The organism is Flavobacterium sp. LC2016-12, assembly GCF_015351595.1.
Lineage (GTDB): Bacteria > Bacteroidota > Bacteroidia > Flavobacteriales > Flavobacteriaceae > Flavobacterium.
In genome coordinates this window covers 95,544-113,217 of record NZ_JADKPT010000011.1, presented here as the reverse complement: position 1 = coordinate 113,217, position 17,674 = coordinate 95,544, and the positions used below count along the sequence as shown (strand labels likewise).

Annotated in this window: 13 protein-coding genes; all 13 read left to right on the top strand. The window is 34.3% G+C overall.

Features of this window, described 5'->3' with window-relative positions:
• Positions 1 to 183 precede the first annotated feature (183 nt).
• On the top strand, positions 184 to 3,126 hold the full coding sequence (locus IRZ99_RS16470; protein ID WP_194658305.1) for a SusC/RagA family TonB-linked outer membrane protein: 2,943 nt from the start codon (positions 184 to 186) through the stop codon (positions 3,124 to 3,126).
• 10 nt (positions 3,127 to 3,136) lie between these two features.
• Positions 3,137 to 4,744: a RagB/SusD family nutrient uptake outer membrane protein gene (locus IRZ99_RS16465; protein WP_194658304.1), complete on the top strand. Its 1,608-nt coding sequence runs from the start codon at positions 3,137 to 3,139 to the stop codon at positions 4,742 to 4,744.
• A gap of 31 nt (positions 4,745 to 4,775) precedes the next feature.
• On the top strand, positions 4,776 to 5,843 hold the full coding sequence (locus IRZ99_RS16460; RefSeq protein ID WP_194658303.1) for a SusE domain-containing protein: 1,068 nt from the start codon (positions 4,776 to 4,778) through the stop codon (positions 5,841 to 5,843).
• 83 nt (positions 5,844 to 5,926) lie between these two features.
• The gene (locus IRZ99_RS16455) at positions 5,927 to 7,024 is read left to right on the top strand and encodes a glycosyl hydrolase 53 family protein (protein ID WP_228519110.1); all 1,098 of its coding nucleotides are present in this window, start codon (positions 5,927 to 5,929) and stop codon (positions 7,022 to 7,024) included.
• Between the two features lie 3 nt (positions 7,025 to 7,027).
• Positions 7,028 to 8,059 carry a glycosyl hydrolase 53 family protein gene (locus IRZ99_RS16450; protein ID WP_228519109.1) on the top strand — a complete coding sequence of 344 codons (1,032 nt, stop codon included), beginning with the start codon at positions 7,028 to 7,030 and terminating at the stop codon, positions 8,057 to 8,059.
• Positions 8,060 to 8,343: 284 nt separating this feature from the next.
• Positions 8,344 to 10,782 (top strand): DUF4982 domain-containing protein, encoded by a 2,439-nt coding sequence (locus IRZ99_RS16445; protein ID WP_194658302.1) that lies wholly within the window; start codon positions 8,344 to 8,346, stop codon positions 10,780 to 10,782.
• A gap of 247 nt (positions 10,783 to 11,029) precedes the next feature.
• On the top strand, positions 11,030 to 12,427 hold the full coding sequence (locus IRZ99_RS16440) for a hypothetical protein (protein ID WP_194658301.1): 1,398 nt from the start codon (positions 11,030 to 11,032) through the stop codon (positions 12,425 to 12,427).
• A 7-nt stretch (positions 12,428 to 12,434) separates the two neighbouring features.
• On the top strand, positions 12,435 to 13,028 hold the full coding sequence (locus IRZ99_RS16435; RefSeq protein ID WP_194658300.1) for a hypothetical protein: 594 nt from the start codon (positions 12,435 to 12,437) through the stop codon (positions 13,026 to 13,028).
• A 159-nt stretch (positions 13,029 to 13,187) separates the two neighbouring features.
• Positions 13,188 to 13,772 carry a hypothetical protein gene (locus IRZ99_RS16430; RefSeq protein WP_194658299.1) on the top strand — a complete coding sequence of 195 codons (585 nt, stop codon included), beginning with the start codon at positions 13,188 to 13,190 and terminating at the stop codon, positions 13,770 to 13,772.
• A 664-nt stretch (positions 13,773 to 14,436) separates the two neighbouring features.
• Positions 14,437 to 14,796: a hypothetical protein gene (locus tag IRZ99_RS16425; protein ID WP_194658298.1), complete on the top strand. Its 360-nt coding sequence runs from the start codon at positions 14,437 to 14,439 to the stop codon at positions 14,794 to 14,796.
• Positions 14,797 to 14,971: 175 nt separating this feature from the next.
• Entirely contained in the window at positions 14,972 to 15,658 is a 687-nt protein-coding gene (locus IRZ99_RS16420) for a hypothetical protein (protein ID WP_194658297.1), read from the top strand.
• Between the two features lie 23 nt (positions 15,659 to 15,681).
• Positions 15,682 to 16,134 carry a hypothetical protein gene (locus IRZ99_RS16415; RefSeq protein WP_194658296.1) on the top strand — a complete coding sequence of 151 codons (453 nt, stop codon included), beginning with the start codon at positions 15,682 to 15,684 and terminating at the stop codon, positions 16,132 to 16,134.
• A 513-nt stretch (positions 16,135 to 16,647) separates the two neighbouring features.
• Positions 16,648 to 17,610, top strand: coding sequence for a YfaP family protein (locus tag IRZ99_RS16410; protein WP_194658295.1), 963 nt, complete (start codon positions 16,648 to 16,650; stop codon positions 17,608 to 17,610).
• Positions 17,611 to 17,674: the final 64 nt, after the last annotated feature.

Genomic DNA, 17,674 nt, shown 5'->3' with positions numbered 1-17,674 from the left:
AACAAACTAACCAATTATCCTAACCAAAAACAATTTAAACATGACCAACATTTCAATTAAAATTGACATCGGGAAACCTTTTCTCATTGTAAAAGAAAGAGCAGACTAATATTCTTTCGATCATTTTGTAACCAACACTTAATAGTAATAAACACTAACTTAAACCAACCCAATTTAAAAAGTATGAAAATAATTAAAACCAAATTTTTACTTTTATTACTCTTACTTCCTTTTTGTGTTTTTGCCCAGAACACAATAGGCGGAGTTGTCCTGGAAAAAGCGTCCGGACAGCCCATACCAAGAGTAAATATAAAAGTAGTAGGAGCAAACATTAGTGCTTCTACTGACTTCGATGGAAAATTTCAATTATCCGGAGTAAAAGCAAATAGTCAAATTACGTTTTCTTATACCGGTTATTCCACTCAAACAATTCCCGTTAGTACACAAAAAAACATGACAGTTTATCTTGAAGAAGATACCAATCTGTTAAAAGAAGTAGTGGTTCAGGTTGGGTACGGAAGCGTGAAAAAGAAAGATGCAACAGGATCTGTTACGGCACTTACGACCAAAGAATTTAACAAAGGAAACAATATTACAACAGAAAATCTGCTTAACGGTAGAGTAGCGGGTTTAACCGTAAATTCAACAGGTGCTCCGGGTTCTAGTTCTCAAATTAGAATTCGAGGAGGAAGTTCGCTTTTTGCAAGTAATGATCCTCTTATTGTTATCGACGGATTACCGCTTGATAATACTACCAATACGGGATCTTCTTCCTTTTTAGCCTCATTAAATCCTGCAACTGTAGAATCTATTACGGTTTTAAAAGATGCATCGGCTTCTGCGATTTATGGTTCGCGAGCTTCAAATGGTGTTATTATTATAACGACTAAAAAAGGAAGCAAAACATTATCGGTAGATTATAATGTTCAATATGCAGCTGGTACATTAACTAAAACGGTTGACGTTTTTAGTGCAGATGAATTTAGAAGTGTTATTGCAGATAGAAGAAGTGATGATCTGAGTAAACTGGGAACAGCAAATACAGATTGGCAAAAAGCAATTTACAGAAACACCGGAACGGTCGATCAAAGTTTAGCTGTTAGAGGAAGTTTATTCAATATTATTCCAACAAGTTTAACGCTGGGAAATACAGATCAGCAAGGATTGCGTTTAACGAATACTTTCAAAAGAAACACAGTTGGTTTAGTCATGAATCCGGCTTTTCTTGACAATCATTTAAAATTAAGGCTTTCAGCTAATTATACAGACGAAAAAAACAGATTTACAGATGCTGTTGAAGGAGCTGCTATTGGTTTTGATCCAACTCAGCCAATAAAAGTGGAAGGCGCACCTTATGGTGGTTATTTTGAATATACTACCGGAATTGATGCCAACGGAAATTATCCATTAGTATCAACTGCGGCAAGAAATCCTGTTTCGCAATTGTTGAATACCAACGACAGAGGAACGAATGACAGAATTTTTGGGAATTTTGAAATAGATTATAAATTTCATTTTTTACCTGCTTTAAGAGCGGTTGTAAATGTTGGTTATGATGAATCAAATGGAGAAAGAACAAGATTGGTTGGTGCTGATGCCGGTTCTGCTCCATCAAACAACAACATTCCATACGGGACAAATGAATATACAGAAGCAACCAGAAAGAATAAATTATTAGATACTTATTTAGTGTATAATAAAACTTTTAGTTCATTGAATTTTGAAGCGACGGGTGGTTATTCGTATCAAAAATTTCAAAGTTCAAGATTTGAAACAGGTAATATCCTAAACCCGGATTTGCCATCAACATTTCCTGAAACCACTCTGGATACAGATGTTGTTTTAATAGGATTCTTTGCCAGAACAAATCTAAATTTTAGAGATAAGTATTTATTAACGATGTCTTACAGACGAGATGGTTCTTCTAGATTTGAAGAGGCGAATCGTTGGGGGAATTTTCCATCAGCAGCATTTGCATGGAAAATCAAAGAAGATTTCTTTAAAGACAGTAAAACATTATCTGACTTAAAATTAAGACTAAGTTGGGGTATAACAGGACAACAGGATATTCCGGAACCAAATGGATACTTGCAAAAATACCAGGTTGGTGGTGGAAATTCTGAATACTACTTCGGCGAAAGCCCGGTTCCGGTTGCACTTCCATCAAAAAGAACAAACAATTTGAAATGGGAGGAAACCACTTCATACAACGCAGGTCTTGATTTTGGTTTCTTAGACAATCGCTTATCTGCCGGACTTGATGTTTATTACAAAGAATCTAAAGATTTATTAGTAAACGCAGCAATATCTGATGGTAGTAATTTTTCTAATCGCGTGTATCAAAACGTAGGTAGCTTTACCACAAAAGGTGTCGAGTTTACGATTAATGCGAATGCCGTTAAAACAGAAAATTTTAATTGGAACATGAACTTTAATATGGCCAAATTCGAAAGAAGAATCAAAAATCTGGTAAACGGAACCGATATCTTTTTAGGAGACAATATTGCAGGAACAGGAACTCCGGGGCAAATTTTCAGAGAAGGTTATACTCCTTATTCTTACTATGTATACAAACAATTATACAACAACGAAGGAAAACCAATTGAAGGCGCTTTTGCAGATTTAAATGGGGATAACACCAAAAACGATTCCGATAAATACATTTATAATAATCCGGATCCTGATTTTACATTAGGATTTGCATCTAACATGAATTATAAAAAATTCGATTTTTCACTCAATTTAAGAGCAAGTGTTGGTAACCGAATTTTTAATGCCGTAGACGCCAGCAGAGCACAATATGATGCTATGGAAAATGGGGGAGTTTTAAGTAATATTCCATCTCAGGTAACAGAAACTAATTTTCAGACTACCTCAAATGTTGTGTTGTCAGATCTTTATATAGAGAATGCCTCTTTCTTAAAAATGGACAATATTACGTTAGGATACACTTTAAACAACTGGGTAAACAGTAAAGCTTCATTAAGAGTATCAACTGGAGTTCAGAACGTTTTTGTAATTACAAAATACAGTGGTTTAGATCCTGAAATCACAAATAACGGTGTAGACAAAACGATTTATCCAAGACAACGATCAATCTTATTTGGTCTTAATCTTAAATTTTAATAACGAAAAGATGAAAAAATATATTTTAATAACAATTTTAGCATTGACTACTGTTTTTCATTCTTGTACTGATGACTTAAACGTAGTCTCTGAAGATGACGACGTTCTCTCTTCTGATGTTTTATTTTCTACACCTGAAGGATACAAAAAAGCATTTGCAGGAGTATACGGAAATCTAACTTTAACGGGAGTATTGGGGCCTGATAATTCATCGCTTGAAGGTGTAGATGCAGGAACAAGCCAGTTTACAAGATGTTTATTGTACTTGCAGGAATTAACTACGGACGAATTGGTTTGGAGTTATGAAAATGACGGAGGAACGGCAGAATTACAACGTAACATCTGGACAGCCGCAAATCCGGTTATTTTAGGAATGTTTAGCAGAACTATGGTTTCTGTTTCTTATGCAAACGAGTTTTTACGTCAGAGTACACCGGAAAAGTTAAGTTCAAGAGGAATTACTAATGCTGCGACGTTGGCCGATATAGCACTTTACCGCCAGGAAGTTCGTGTTTTAAGAGCGTATGCGTATTATAACATGATGGATTTATTTGGAAAAGCACCAATGTATACTGAAAATGATCCAATAAATTTTACAGGACCTGAGTTTAACAGAAAACAATTATTTGATTTTGTTGAAACGGAACTTAAAGCGGTTTTACCCGATTTAAAAGCAGCGAGAACAAATGAATACGGAAGATTAGATCAATCTATGGCGCGTATGATTTTGGCAAAAATGTATTTGAATGCTGAGGTTTACATTCAGGCGGATCGTTTTGATGATTGTATTACAATGTGTAATGAAGTTATTGCAGGCGGTTATACTTTGAAACCAAAATACCTGGACAACTTTAAAGCAGATAACAATACCTCTGCAGAAATCATTTTCGGAATCCAGTCAGATGGAGCAGTTTCTCAAAACTGGGGAGCAACAACTGTTTTAACAAACGGACAAATTGGGGCATGGGAAAACAATGGTGCCGATTTTGGAATTGGCGGCTGGACAGGAGCACTTAGAATCAGAAAAGAATTTGCTCAAAAATTTGACGGAACAAAATTCAGTCAGGATACCAGAAATACAATAGGAAAAGGTGTTCAGGGCGATCCTGCAAAACAAAGATCGATTGATATTGAAGATATTGGGGTGAAAACGCAAGGTTACATTTTATCTAAATTTTCTAATAAAACGTCAACAGGAGTGAACGGAATAAGTTCTACTTATGCTGATACTGATTTTCCATTATTCAGATTAGCCGATGTGTATTTAATGTACGCAGAAGCCACTTTAAGAGGCGGAAACGGAACAACCACTCAGGCATTAAATTATGTAAATGCTTTAAGACAAAGAGCGAATAGTAATTCGACTGTTGGAAACATTGCTCAAAGCGAATTAACGCTTGATTTTTTAATTGATGAAAGAGCACGTGAATTACACTGGGAAGCACACCGAAGACAAGATTTAATTCGTTTTGGAAAATATACCGGAGGATCTTACAATTGGGCGTGGAAAGGAAACTCTTCAAAAGGAATCTCTATTCCTTCTTATATGAGTGTTTTCCCTATTCCGGAAGGATCATTGGGAGCCAATAGAAATTTGACTCAAAATACGGGTTACTAAAACTTTTTTTTAAACACAAACGATACGAAAAATGAAACACATATATAAAATTTTTATAGCTATTGCTTTAGTTACAGGACTTTGGTCTTGTGAAAACGAAACAGATTTGATGATCTTAGAGCCTCAGGAAGCGGCTTTTGCAATCATTACACCTGATAATGGTTCTTCGACTATTTTAAATAAAGACACACCAAACAACACTGCCCTGACTTTTACCTGGGAAAAAGTGAGTTACGGAACACCAACAATTGTTACCTATACCGTACAGTTTGCAGCCAGTAATACAGAGTTTGCAGCGCCGATAGATATTACAACTTCTACAAGTACACATGCGTCTATTTCAGTTGCTGAGCTTAATGCAAAAGCACTTGAATTGGGCCTTACGCCTGATGTTGAAGGAACAATTGATGTTAGAATTAAATCAACGGTTGGAACAACACTTTCAGAGCCAAAACTTTCTACACCAATTACGATTGCATTGACTCCTTACAGAGGTGTATTCCCTAAAATTGATTTGTTTTTAGTAGGACCTGGTACTGCTGCAGGATGGAGTGTAACGAGCAATAACATGCCAATTTACAGAGATACAAAAGAAAACGCAAAGTTCTATTATACAGGATTTTTTAATAAAGACGGTTTCAAATTAATTGAGCAAATTGGTTTCTGGGCTCCGGCTTACGGAACAAATGGTGCCAAAGTACAATACAGAGCAACAGAAAGTGATCCTGATCCGGGTGTTTTCCCAACGACAGCTTCAGGTTATTATAGTTTTGAAATTAATCTTGAAGAACTTACTTATAAAATAGAGCCTTATACAGGACCAATGACAACGTACGCAACAATTACCATGACGGGATCTGTATTAACAGGCGATGATACAGGTTGGGATACAGAAGTTCCTTTAGTAAAATCTGATTTTGATGCCCATATCTGGAAAGTTACTCAAACTTTAAAAGCAGGAAAAATGAAATTCAAAGCCAACAATAGCTGGGATGTTAGTTGGGGTGATAATGGCGGAGATATTATTGTTGAAGCTGGAAAGTATGAAATCTGGTTCAATGATATAGATGGACGTTATATGTTTATACCAACTCCATAAATTGAATTAAAAAAAGAAGAGAAGCCTCAGCTTATTTTGAGGCTTCTTCTAAATTCAAAATTTCAATTACTATAACTCCTATCATGAAAAAATATATAAAAATTCTTGGTTTACTTGCGATAACGGCAATTCAGTTTTCATGCTCCAGTAATGATGCTGCAGACACAGAAGCGGTCAACCCACCAGATGCAAGTGATACTTTTATCAGGGCATCAGATGTTTCTTTTCTTCCACAAATGGAATCGTTGGGAACTAAATTTTATAGCAATGGCAAAGCCGAACCAATGCTTACAACACTAAAAAATGCAGGTTGTAATACGGTCCGAATTCGTTTATGGAAAAATCCTGTAAACGGCCGTTCTGGTTTAAACGAAGTCAAACAATTGGCTCAAAAAGCAAGACAAGCAGGTTTAAGAGTCTGGCTAACTGTTCACTATTCGGATAATTGGGCAGATCCGGGAGTTCAGACTACTCCTGAAGAATGGAAAAATTTATCTTTTGCCGATTTAAAAACGGCAGTTTCGGATTATACGGCGACAATAATTACAGAAATCAAGCCGGATATTATTCAAATTGGTAATGAAATCAATAGTGGATTATTATGGCCACAAGGAAATTTAATCAGTAACGAACAACAATGTATCGCTTTATTAACTGCTGCAAGTACAACAGTTCGCAGTAAAGCACCAAACACAAAAATAATGATTCATTATGCCGGTGTAGATGGCGGTGCTACAGATTGGTTTTTTACCAAAATGAAAAGTGTTGATTACGACTATATCGGATTATCGTATTATCCTGTTTGGCACGGTAAAGATTTAACAGTAGTAAAAAATACTATTGATGCTTTAGGAAAGAAATTCAGTAAAAAAGTCCTGATTGCAGAAACGGCTTATCCTTTTACTCTGTTGTACAATGATCAGACTAATAATATTGTAGGAACAAACGATCAGCTGGTACCCGGCTATCCGGCAACGCCAACAGGACAAAGAACTTTTGTTATGGATATTAAAAACATCGTAAAAACATCAGAATTTGGACAAGGATTTGCGTACTGGGGAGGAGAATGGGTTGCTTTTAAAGGGCCACAATCGGCAAGTGGTTCTACCTTCGAAAATCAGGCTTTATATAGTTTTGATAATAACGCCCTATCTGTAATGCAAGCTTTCAGTAAAGACTAAAACATGAAAAAATCACTTCAAATTGTATCCTTTTTGATGTTAATTATATTTGGATTTACTTCTTGTAAATCAAAAATGATTAGCGAAAAAAACTCCTTTTCAAAAGGAGCAGATGTAGGCTGGCTGCCACAAATGGAAGCAACAGGCTATAAATTTTATGATACAGACGGTTCTGAAAAAGACTGTCTGCAATTATTAAAAGACCGCGGAATAAATACCATTCGTTTGCGTGTTTGGGTAAACCCTAATGATGATAAAGCCAGCGGACACTGCAGCCCTGAAGAAACAGTGGTCATGGCGGTTCGCGCGCAAAAAATGGGAATGCGTATCATGATCGATTTTCATTACAGCGATTCGTGGGCAGATCCCGGAAAACAAAACAAACCTGCAGCATGGGCAAAACATTCTTTTTCGGAATTGTTAACCGATGTGTACCAACATACTTACGATGTTCTAAAACTGTTGAAGAAAGCAGGAGTAACGCCGGAATGGGTTCAGATTGGAAATGAAATTCCAAGCGGCATGCTTTGGCCGGAAGGACATACAGACAATTTTAATCAATTGGCACAATTACTCGATAAAGGATACGAAGCTACAAAAGCCATCGACCCAAAAATAAAAGTAATTGTTCATTTAGACGAAGGAAATAAAAGCGAAAAATTCAGATGGTTTTTTGATAAAGCCACTGAAAATAAGGTCAAATATGATGTAATCGGTTTGTCATATTATCCGTACTGGATCAAAACCGATTACCAAAGCACCATTTTAGATTTAGAAAATAATCTAAAAGACATGGCCTCCCGCTATAACAAAGAAGTAATGGTAGTCGAAGTAGGTGGTGATTATACATTAGAACAAAACACCAAAGAAATGCTTGAAGCTACAATAAAAGCCGTAAAAAGTGTACCTGATAAAAAAGGCTTAGGCGTTATTTATTGGGAACCACAAGGCGAAAAAAGCTGGAGCCATTATCAGTTAAACGCCTGGCTCCCTGACGGAAAACCTTCGCCGGCATTGGATGCTTTCAAAAATTAAATAAACAATTAAATTTTACCATAAAAAACTAAGTTAACCTATTAGGTTTAATTATTTTTAACACATAGAAACATAGCATATTGGACTCAAAAAAGGCGTTTCACTTGCATTAACACACATAGCTATGTGTGAGAAACGAGTTTCTTTTTGATTTACTTTTTTCAAAATAATAAAATCTATGTTTCTATGTGTTTAATTAAATTTTTATGCAGTATACATCCAAAGGGTTAAGGGATTTAACCTCTAGGAGCTTAGTTTTCTGATGGTAAGAGAACAAAACGAAAATGAAATTAATTTTTAAATCAATAGTATTCTTATTTCTACTAGTTTTTTCATCTGGAAAAATGAGGTCACAATCAACTACAGTTACTTTAAAAGATAACTGGCGTTTTTCTAAAGAAGTGAAAGAAGAAGCATCTTCAGTAAAATTCAATACTTCCAAATGGGAAAAAGTGAGTGTACCGCACGATTGGGCCATTTACGGACCATTTGATAAAGAATGGGACAAACAAGTTTCCGCAATTGAACAAAACGGAGAAAAAGTTCCTACCGAAAAAACCGGTCGTACCGGTGCGCTGCCACATATTGGTACAGGCTGGTATCGCAACACCTTTTCTATTCCCGAGTTTAAAAAAGGAAAAAAAGCACTCCTTATTTTTGAAGGTGCCATGAGCGAACCTCAGGTATATTTAAATGGAAAAAAGATAGGAAACTGGGGTTACGGATACAGCTATTTTACCATTGATATTACCAATGATCTACTTGCGGGTTCAGAAAATGTATTGTCTGTGAAATTAACCAATATGCCGTTTTCATCGAGATGGTATCCCGGAGCAGGTTTATACAGAAAAGTGAGTATTGTGGTAAAAGAAGAAGAAAACTTTGTACAATGGGGAACGTTTATTACAACCCCGGACATTACCGAAAATACCGCTGTTGTTGATCTTAAAGCTGAGGTTAATGGCGATAATTTGTCGATGTTAACCGAAATAAAAGATGCAGACAATACTATTGTAGCAACACAGAAAGTCACAGAAATAAAGGATGGAAAATTTCATCAGACTATTAATGTTGCCAAACCTCATTTATGGAGTCCGGAAACGCCTTATTTGTATACAGCAATAACCAAATTATACGCAGCTGACGGAACATTAAAAGACGAACAAAGCATAAAGTTCGGAATTAGATCAATCAAATACGAACCTAATAAAGGATTTAGCCTTAACGGAAAAGTGACAAAATTTAAAGGCGTTTGTCTTCATCATGATCTTGGACCTCTTGGTGCTGCTATAAACAAAGCGGCGCTTCGAAGACAGCTTACGATTTTGAAAGACATGGGATGTAATGCAATCAGAAGCTCTCATAATATGCCTTCTTTTGAACAGCTTGAATTGGCTGACGAAATGGGATTTATGTTTCTGGCTGAAAGTTTTGATGAATGGGCTAAGCCAAAAGTACAAAATGGTTACCACCGCTTTTTTGAAGAATATGCAGAAAAAGACATTGTAAATTTAGTAAGAGCCACACGAAATCACCCTTGTATTGTAATGTGGAGTTCAGGAAATGAAGTTCCGGATCAATATGGAGCCGAAGGTTTGACCAGAGCTAAATTTTTACAGGATGTTTTTCATAGAGAAGATCCTACGCGTCCGGTAACTGTTGGAATGGATCAGGTAAAACAAACTATGGCCTCAGGTTTTGGATCTTTATTAGATGTACCTGGGCTGAATTACAGAGTGCATCTTTATGAAGAAGCTTATAAATCATTTCCACAAGGATTTATTTTGGGTTCAGAAACAGCTTCAACAGTGAGTTCAAGAGGAATTTATAAATTCCCTGTTGTTCAGCAAAAAGAAAAGCAATATGATGATTTTCAAAGTTCATCTTATGATCTCGAAGCGTGCAGTTGGTCGAATGTTCCTGACGAAGATTTTGTGCTTCAGGATGACAAACCATGGGTTATTGGAGAATTTGTCTGGACTGGTTTTGATTACTTAGGAGAACCAACACCTTATGATGAAAAATGGCCTTCAAGAAGTTCTTATTTTGGAATTTCAGATTTGGCAGGACTTCCCAAAGACCGTTTTTATCTTTATAGAAGCAGATGGAATAAGGAGGATAAAACGCTTCATATATTACCACATTGGAACTGGAAAGGAAGAGAAGGAGAGGTTACGCCCATTTTCGTTTACACGAATTATGACAGTGCAGAACTTTTCGTCAACGGAAAAAGTATGGGCGTGCAGAAAAAAAACAATTCTACTCCACAAAACCGCTATCGTTTAATGTGGATGGATGTTAAATATGAGCCAGGAACAGTAAAAGTGGTAGCATTTGATTCAAATGGAAAAATAGCTGCCGAAAGTGAAGTTAAAACGGCTGGAGATCCGTATAAAATTGTTCTCGAAGCAGATCGAAAAGTTATCAAAGCCGATGGCGAGGATATCTCTTTTGTAACGGTTTCAGTTGTAGATAAAAACGGAATTCCGTGCCCAATAGCAGTGAATGAACTGCAATTTAAAGTAACTGGCGCAGCAACTTACAGAGCCGCTTGTAATGGTGATGCAACTTCGTTAGAAATATTTCATCAAAACAAAATGAAACTTTTCAGCGGAAAACTCGTGGTTTTGGTTAAAGCAGTCAAAACTGCAGGTGCTATTCAATTGGAAGTAACTGGTAAAGGACTTCAGAAAGGTAAAATAAATTTGAAATCGGAGTTATGAAAACTGGATTGCTGTTAAATTGAAACAATGTTCTTATGAAAAAATGTGCAAAGTTATTTGCGCATTTTTTTGTTTTGTAGAAATTCTAAACCTGATGGAAGCTTCTTGACTTTACGAATAGTTCTGACTTTTTATTCGTTTAAAGAACAGGAATAGTGAAGTGTTTCAAAATTCAACCAATATTTTTTGTAATTTTTTTCTTTGTTTTTACGTGATAAGTGATATTTTCGTACAAAAATAAATTAGTATGTTAAAAGTTGCAAAATTGTGTAAGAACTTATTTCTTGTAAGTTTTTTATTTTTAATGACAAATTGCTCTAATGAGCAAGTTTTGCAAAATGACACTTCGCAGTATTCTGAAGCTAAATTGTGGTTCAATAATCATAAAGATGATTATAGTGCAACAGTTTTAAAATATGTCAAAAATTTGCAATGGGAAGATGCTATTGTCACTGATGGTAATATTGGGGAGGTTCTAGAAATACCATTTTCTTTTGAAGATAATTTAAGTGTTTCAAATAAAAAGGGAAATTTGCGTAATGTTAATCATCGTTTAATGTTTGTTAAAGACGATGAAAAAGGGTATAAATTATTTTACGTTCAAATATTTACAGATCAGGAAAAGTCTAAAATTTTAGATAAAAATTTCAATTACTACAATATTAAAAATAATTTTGATGGTAAAGTTTTTCTTCAGGAATTAGCCACTAATATTACGAGTAAAATTGAGTTTAGAAATGGTAATAAAATAATGCCTTCATTAACTTCAAGAATGGCTGAAGAAGTAATAGAATGTGTGTGGTTAGGTTATTGGGATGAAAGCGGACATTTTGAACCTATCGAGTTGGTGTATTGTGATGGTGGAGGAAGTGAAGAATTGCCAACTCCTGGCTATGGCGGTTCTGGAGGCGGATCATCAAGCTCGGGTGGAACTACTACCAGTACTACGATAGCACAGAAGATTGAAAACAGGATTGTTAGCGATAATTTGAAGCCATGTCAAAAAGAAATTTTAGAAATGTTAAAAGGCGCTACAAATGCAGATATCGCATCAATGTTCACGAAGCTGGGAACAACCAAAATTTACACTGTAACTTTTAATGCAGAAAATCCTATTGACGGAACGCCTGCATCGACTACGCGTGTTTCACAGTATAATTATAAAATTCAGATTAGTAATGATTATACAAGTGCTACAAACCTATTTCGAGCGGGAAATATGCTGCATGAATTGGGACATGCTTATTTTATGAGTATAAAAGATGATTATTCAAGTACAACTCCACCTAATCCGGCTGTCTTTAATGATTTTCCTACTCTTTTTAAAGGTTATGTTGAAAAAAAATACCCAAACATGTATGATGCGCATCATATAGAAATGGCAAATCAATATATTGATGCAATCGCGGTGACGTTGCGAGAATATAATAGATATGCAGACCCTAATGGTACTGTTCCATACCAGGTTTATACTGATTTGGCATGGGGAGGTTTAAAGGGCACTCCCGTATTTGAAGAAAAATTTCCTCTAGGAACTCCTGAGAGGTTAAGAATTGATAATAGATATGCAGCCGAACAATCAGGAAATCCTGTCGGGTATAGTAGTGGACAGCTCCAAAGCGCAGTTGGAAAACCTTGCAATTGATTTTATTATGAAAAATTTTAAATATTTATTTTTAATCATTTTCTATTGTAGCTGTTCGGCAACAAAAGAAAACAACGCACCTATAAATGATTATCTTGAATCCCAAAAATTAGGAGATCAAAAAATAATGATTATTCAGGAAAAAATAAACAATAATATTACTATTGACATTTTTAAGGGTAAAATTTATTTTGAACCATTGTCACATAAATATGAACGGGATGAAGGTATACAGAAGCCATTATACGATCAAGTGAAATGGGAAAGAATGAAAGCAAAATATGAAAATAATTATATTACAGATTTTTGGATTCGTAATAATAATTGGACTTCAAAAGATTTCAAACTTCAAAATATTCTCTTTTTTGAACGCTCCAAATTCCCAAATCCTGGAAAGTATGAAAAATTTAGTTTGCAAGACTATTATACTATTTTTTCCTTTTCTGATCCTATATATTATAATAAAAAATATGCTGTTTTTACTATACAGAAAACGAACACAAGTGATATGATTCTTGGAAACACTTCGATTTTAGTTTTAGAAAAGAAAAATGGAAAATGGGTTGTCGTAACAGGCGCTGTAGGTGGTGTGTACAATTAATCATTTCAGTGTAATTTATAATATTATCTACAATAAAGTAAAATCTAAGGGGCTTTTTTAAACAAAAATCCCGCGACGGTATTAATTAAAATTATAGATAACCTGACGGGAAAAGCAAAATGTATCAATACATTATTAAATAAAAGCGGGAATTCTTTTGTGCAAAAATTATTAGCTAAATTTGAAGGAAAATCTGAGTTTGATATTGCAATTATTTCTGTGGACAAAGTGATTTCAAAGGAATCAGGATTGGAAATTAATGGAGATACATTCTATCTTGGTTCAGGCAGTCTTATTAATATTCAAATTAGTAATAGCAGAGTAGATGCAACCGCAGGTTTAGAGGGAGCACGTATAATTTTGCACGAATATGTCCATGCTGATATGTATAGAAAGGTATATACTACAGATATGACGGCTGCTGATGCGAAAGACTTTAAAAAAGTATTTGAAAAATATGAGGAAAATTATCATAGCTCAATGGCTACTTTGTATGTGAATAGTATGCGAGATGCTTTAAAAGAGTTTCATAAAAATGTGCTAACAGATGATTATAACAAATATGTAAATTATTATGGTGTTGCGCCAAGTGATGCTTTTTATGAAGCAATGGCGTGGGGAGGTTTAAGAGATGAGAAGGTTAAAGCTTGGACTGATTTGTCAGCCGATAAAAAAGCTTCTATTGAATCACTTGCAAAGGGGGGTACCGCTTTAACTAAAACAGTCACTTGTCCAAATCAATAACTAAATATTTGCTTTATGAAAACTTACATCTATTTTTTACTAACTTTTTTCTTTGTAGGTAATTTACACGGTCAAGAAAAAACTAAAGACACACTTTTTTTTAAATATGATAAATTCTATATTGAAGAATCGACAACTCATTTAAATGAGTTTTATTTAAAGGACAGAAACAGTGATGAAATGTTTTTTTTAGAAAAACTGCAATTCTATATAATTTAAAACCTAAAGAAATCCTTTGTTTAAAGAAAACGATAAGGCAACCGCAGTTTTATAATAAAACAAAAAAGCAAAAATTAAGTAACTATAGATTGATGATGTACTTTAGGGATAAGATATCTTATTTGGTTAGAAAAAAAATGGTAGAACTGAATATCTTGGCATAGAGCCAGTTGTTGTAATCTCAGATTAACTAATAATAATTAAAATTTATGAGTAAGAAAATTGACCCGTTTGAGATTGAAAATAATATTGGCGTTTTTGATAATACTATTAATATATTGTAAATTAAATAATTACTGAAATTTATGGATAAAATAATTAACCAGTTTGAGATTGGATTATTTTTATGGCAAGTCTTTCTTTTTATCATTTTCATAGGAGTAATATACTTTGTTTATAAGCTGTATAAAAAAATAAGTAAATTATAAAAATATTTCCTCAGCATATGAAATACATATTTATAATTTTAACAATCGTGCTTAGTTTGCAAACATTTTCACAGAACCAAAAAACTATTTATGTTTTTGAATTCGATAAAAAAATTGATGGAATTGATTTTAGAGATAACTCAAAAGACAGTTTAATTGCAGGTTTTGAAATTATGCTGAATGGAAAAAAAGTCTATTTCAGTTCTAGTCCAATTGCCAATGGTAAAAGATTAACTGTAAACGTTACTAGAAAAGAGTTAAGTTCTATTATAAAAAATGATAATAAGAATAAAGCTTATTTGTATTTTATTTATTTAAAAGATAAAAAACAATATTATTCCGTAGACTATATTTTCCGGACAATAACCTGTGAATAGTAACAAGTTGTTTGACAAAAAAAGTAGAAGACCCTTCGCTCTCCGAAGTCTTCTCATAGAATACGTAGCTTTACCGGGAAATATTTCGGAGAGCACCGGTTTTATCACACATAAAAATAAGTTAGAGATCATTGCAAATTAATCACATACAAACAACACATCATTTCGTCAACAAATGGAAAGTTTAACAATTAAGGAAAGAGTTAAGAAATATTCGGTTTTGATATGTTTGGTCATTTCCGTGATTTTGCTAGTAATAGCAGCCTTACTTTATCCAGGCGGCTCATTACTTGACAAAAATTCTGTGGGCTTTGACTGGTCAAAAAATTTCGTAAGCAATTTATTTGCAGCAAAAGCGATAAACGGTTCAGAAAATCCGGGCAGGATTTGGGCAATTATTGGAATGGCATTCCACTCGTTTGGTTATGGCATTTTTTTTATCAATATGTCAAAAAAAATACCTTTAAGACAGTGGGCTAAAGTTTTAAAATTAATAGGTGCTGCCAACATATTATTTATTTTCTTAATTGCAACTCCCTTGCATGACCTGGGAACAATATCGATCATTTTAACATTGTTTGGTTTATTTACTATTACCATATTTATCCTAAAGTCAAAACGTCATTTCCTTAAATTCTGCTGTATTATTTGCTTATTGACTTTTTACTGTTTTTTCGCGCTATTTGGTTTTGGTTATTTAGGTTTAGCAATCATAATGCAGAAAGTATATAATGTAAGCGCGATGCTATTAGTTTTAGGGCTAGAGTATTTTATTAATGGTGAAGACTTTATACAAATTAAATTGGGAGAACAAATAGATGAAAATCAAAATCATACTGCTTTACACAAAGAGATTAAATAGTAACTTCTGAAAGAAATTAATTTATGCCAGGTCTTAGATACAAAAATGTTCAATTCTCGTATTCTATTTTAATAATCTTTGTAATTACTTTTTTACTAGTAATTTATCCTTTTACGGATAAAACGAATCTGTACTTTCCTGCTTTATTTTTGATTATCATTTTTATCATTTTTCACAAACTGACCATCACATTGAATGAAAGTAAAATTTCAGCTTATTTTGGATTTGGTTTTTTTAAAAAAGAAATGCCTATAAAAGATATAGATATTGCAAGTATTCAAAAGATTAAAGTTAATTGGTTAACAGGTTTAGGAATTAGAATTACAAACCACGGATGGTTATACAATGTGAATTTTGGAAATGCTATACTTTTAAAATCAAAAGATAAGACAAAGACTTTTTTTGTTGGTACAGCTGATTTCGAAAACCTAAAACGAGTTTTAATAGAAGAGATTCATACGGAAGAAATGCTGTAAGGTTATTGAGTATTTTTTTTAGGCTGTAATTAAGAATAAAGACATATTTCAAAAGCTATAATAAAAAACGAGACTTCTTGGTCTCGTTTTTTATTATAATTAATACATCCCCGCTAGCGATAGCGTCCTTCTTGTGAACGCAATCAAAATCAATAAAAGCAAAGAAATATACTCCTTTTGGAGTATTTTCTGAGACTTTTATTTCTTTTACATTTGATCAAATAATTAAAGAAAAATCTTTTTAAAATTATCGTGATAAAATTCTTTGTGATTTTCCATAAGTAATTATTTTGAAAGTGAAGAATAATTGATTAATAGATAATACTTAGACTGAAAACAATAAAGCCACTAAAAATATAACCAATAAGATAGAAGTAGGTTACAGTATTGAGTGAGCGTTATAAGCCGTTGTAGTAAATCCAAAAATCAAATAAAATTAGGTGTTTTCTCTAAAAATAAAGGATTCTATTTTAGAGAAGGTAAGTATAACTTCAGAATCTATTCTTAAAAAAAATGAAAAAGACTCTACAAAAAGCAATCTTATTGTGTGTACTATCCGTTGGCGTCTTGGGCTGTAGCAGTGAAGGCGGCGATGAAGATATCCCAGTCATCGAAGAAGCAAACGATTATGTAACAGACGCCCCGTCATTGATGGAAAAAATGACAATTTCGGGTGCGGTTTTAAAAAGCGGTGATATTCCGGTTCCAGCTGGTGAACATTCAGACAATATTGCCAGTATACCTAATACGATAATCGTCACTTCGAACAGTTTGTTTACCATACCTATCGGAGCGAACACTACTGAGGACAGGATTCCTAGAATCATGTTTATCAAACTTAAAGGTTCAAGTAAATATTATCAAATTGACCTCGACACGAATGGCAATCCGGTAAATGCAAATGCCAGAAAAGCAAGTACGGCACTATCAGCACCTATTAGACTCAGTTGCTCTGGTCACCCTAACATCGAATTACCTGCAAAAGGAGCAGGATATGAAGCTCCTTCCTATACTAATGAAGCTGAGGTGTATGTTTACTCTCCGCCGCTTCAGTCACCACAAGATCTCTCTTTTCTATCACAACCTCGATATTGGAGCCAACCTCGCATAATTAATTTTAAAGTGTTGGATGTTGGGACCGGAGACCTTCAAGTTTCATTAACTTGGGATACGCAATCCGACGTGGATTTATGGTTGACTGAGCCTAACGGTAACAAAATTTATTATGCCAATGATATTTCGAGTACTGGTGGTGAACTCGATTTTGACAATACTTTAGAATACGGTCCGGAGAACATCTTTTACAAAAATACAGCTCCGTCAGGAACCTATAAGGTAGAAGTTAATTATTTTTCAGGTGCGCCGCTATATACTCATTACAATCTTGTTATCAAAAACGGCAACAAAATTACTTCATATGAAGGTACTTTAAGCTCATATGACCAAATCGATGAGGTGGCGGTATTTAGCAAATAATTCCCCCCGCTAGCGCGTGCGTCCCGCTCGTGATAGCAATCAAAATCAATAAAGTAAAAGCCAT

Coding starts and splice junctions, on each gene's coding strand:
- IRZ99_RS16450 (WP_228519109.1), top strand. CDS start 7,028: ATGAAAAAATCACTTCAAATTGTATCCTTTTTGATGTTAATTATATTT.
- IRZ99_RS16410 (WP_194658295.1), top strand. CDS start 16,648: ATGAAAAAGACTCTACAAAAAGCAATCTTATTGTGTGTACTATCCGTT.
- IRZ99_RS16440 (WP_194658301.1), top strand. CDS start 11,030: ATGTTAAAAGTTGCAAAATTGTGTAAGAACTTATTTCTTGTAAGTTTT.
- IRZ99_RS16435 (WP_194658300.1), top strand. CDS start 12,435: ATGAAAAATTTTAAATATTTATTTTTAATCATTTTCTATTGTAGCTGT.
- IRZ99_RS16445 (WP_194658302.1), top strand. CDS start 8,344: ATGAAATTAATTTTTAAATCAATAGTATTCTTATTTCTACTAGTTTTT.
- IRZ99_RS16465 (WP_194658304.1), top strand. CDS start 3,137: ATGAAAAAATATATTTTAATAACAATTTTAGCATTGACTACTGTTTTT.
- IRZ99_RS16470 (WP_194658305.1), top strand. CDS start 184: ATGAAAATAATTAAAACCAAATTTTTACTTTTATTACTCTTACTTCCT.
- IRZ99_RS16425 (WP_194658298.1), top strand. CDS start 14,437: ATGAAATACATATTTATAATTTTAACAATCGTGCTTAGTTTGCAAACA.
- IRZ99_RS16420 (WP_194658297.1), top strand. CDS start 14,972: ATGGAAAGTTTAACAATTAAGGAAAGAGTTAAGAAATATTCGGTTTTG.
- IRZ99_RS16415 (WP_194658296.1), top strand. CDS start 15,682: ATGCCAGGTCTTAGATACAAAAATGTTCAATTCTCGTATTCTATTTTA.
- IRZ99_RS16455 (WP_228519110.1), top strand. CDS start 5,927: ATGAAAAAATATATAAAAATTCTTGGTTTACTTGCGATAACGGCAATT.
- IRZ99_RS16460 (WP_194658303.1), top strand. CDS start 4,776: ATGAAACACATATATAAAATTTTTATAGCTATTGCTTTAGTTACAGGA.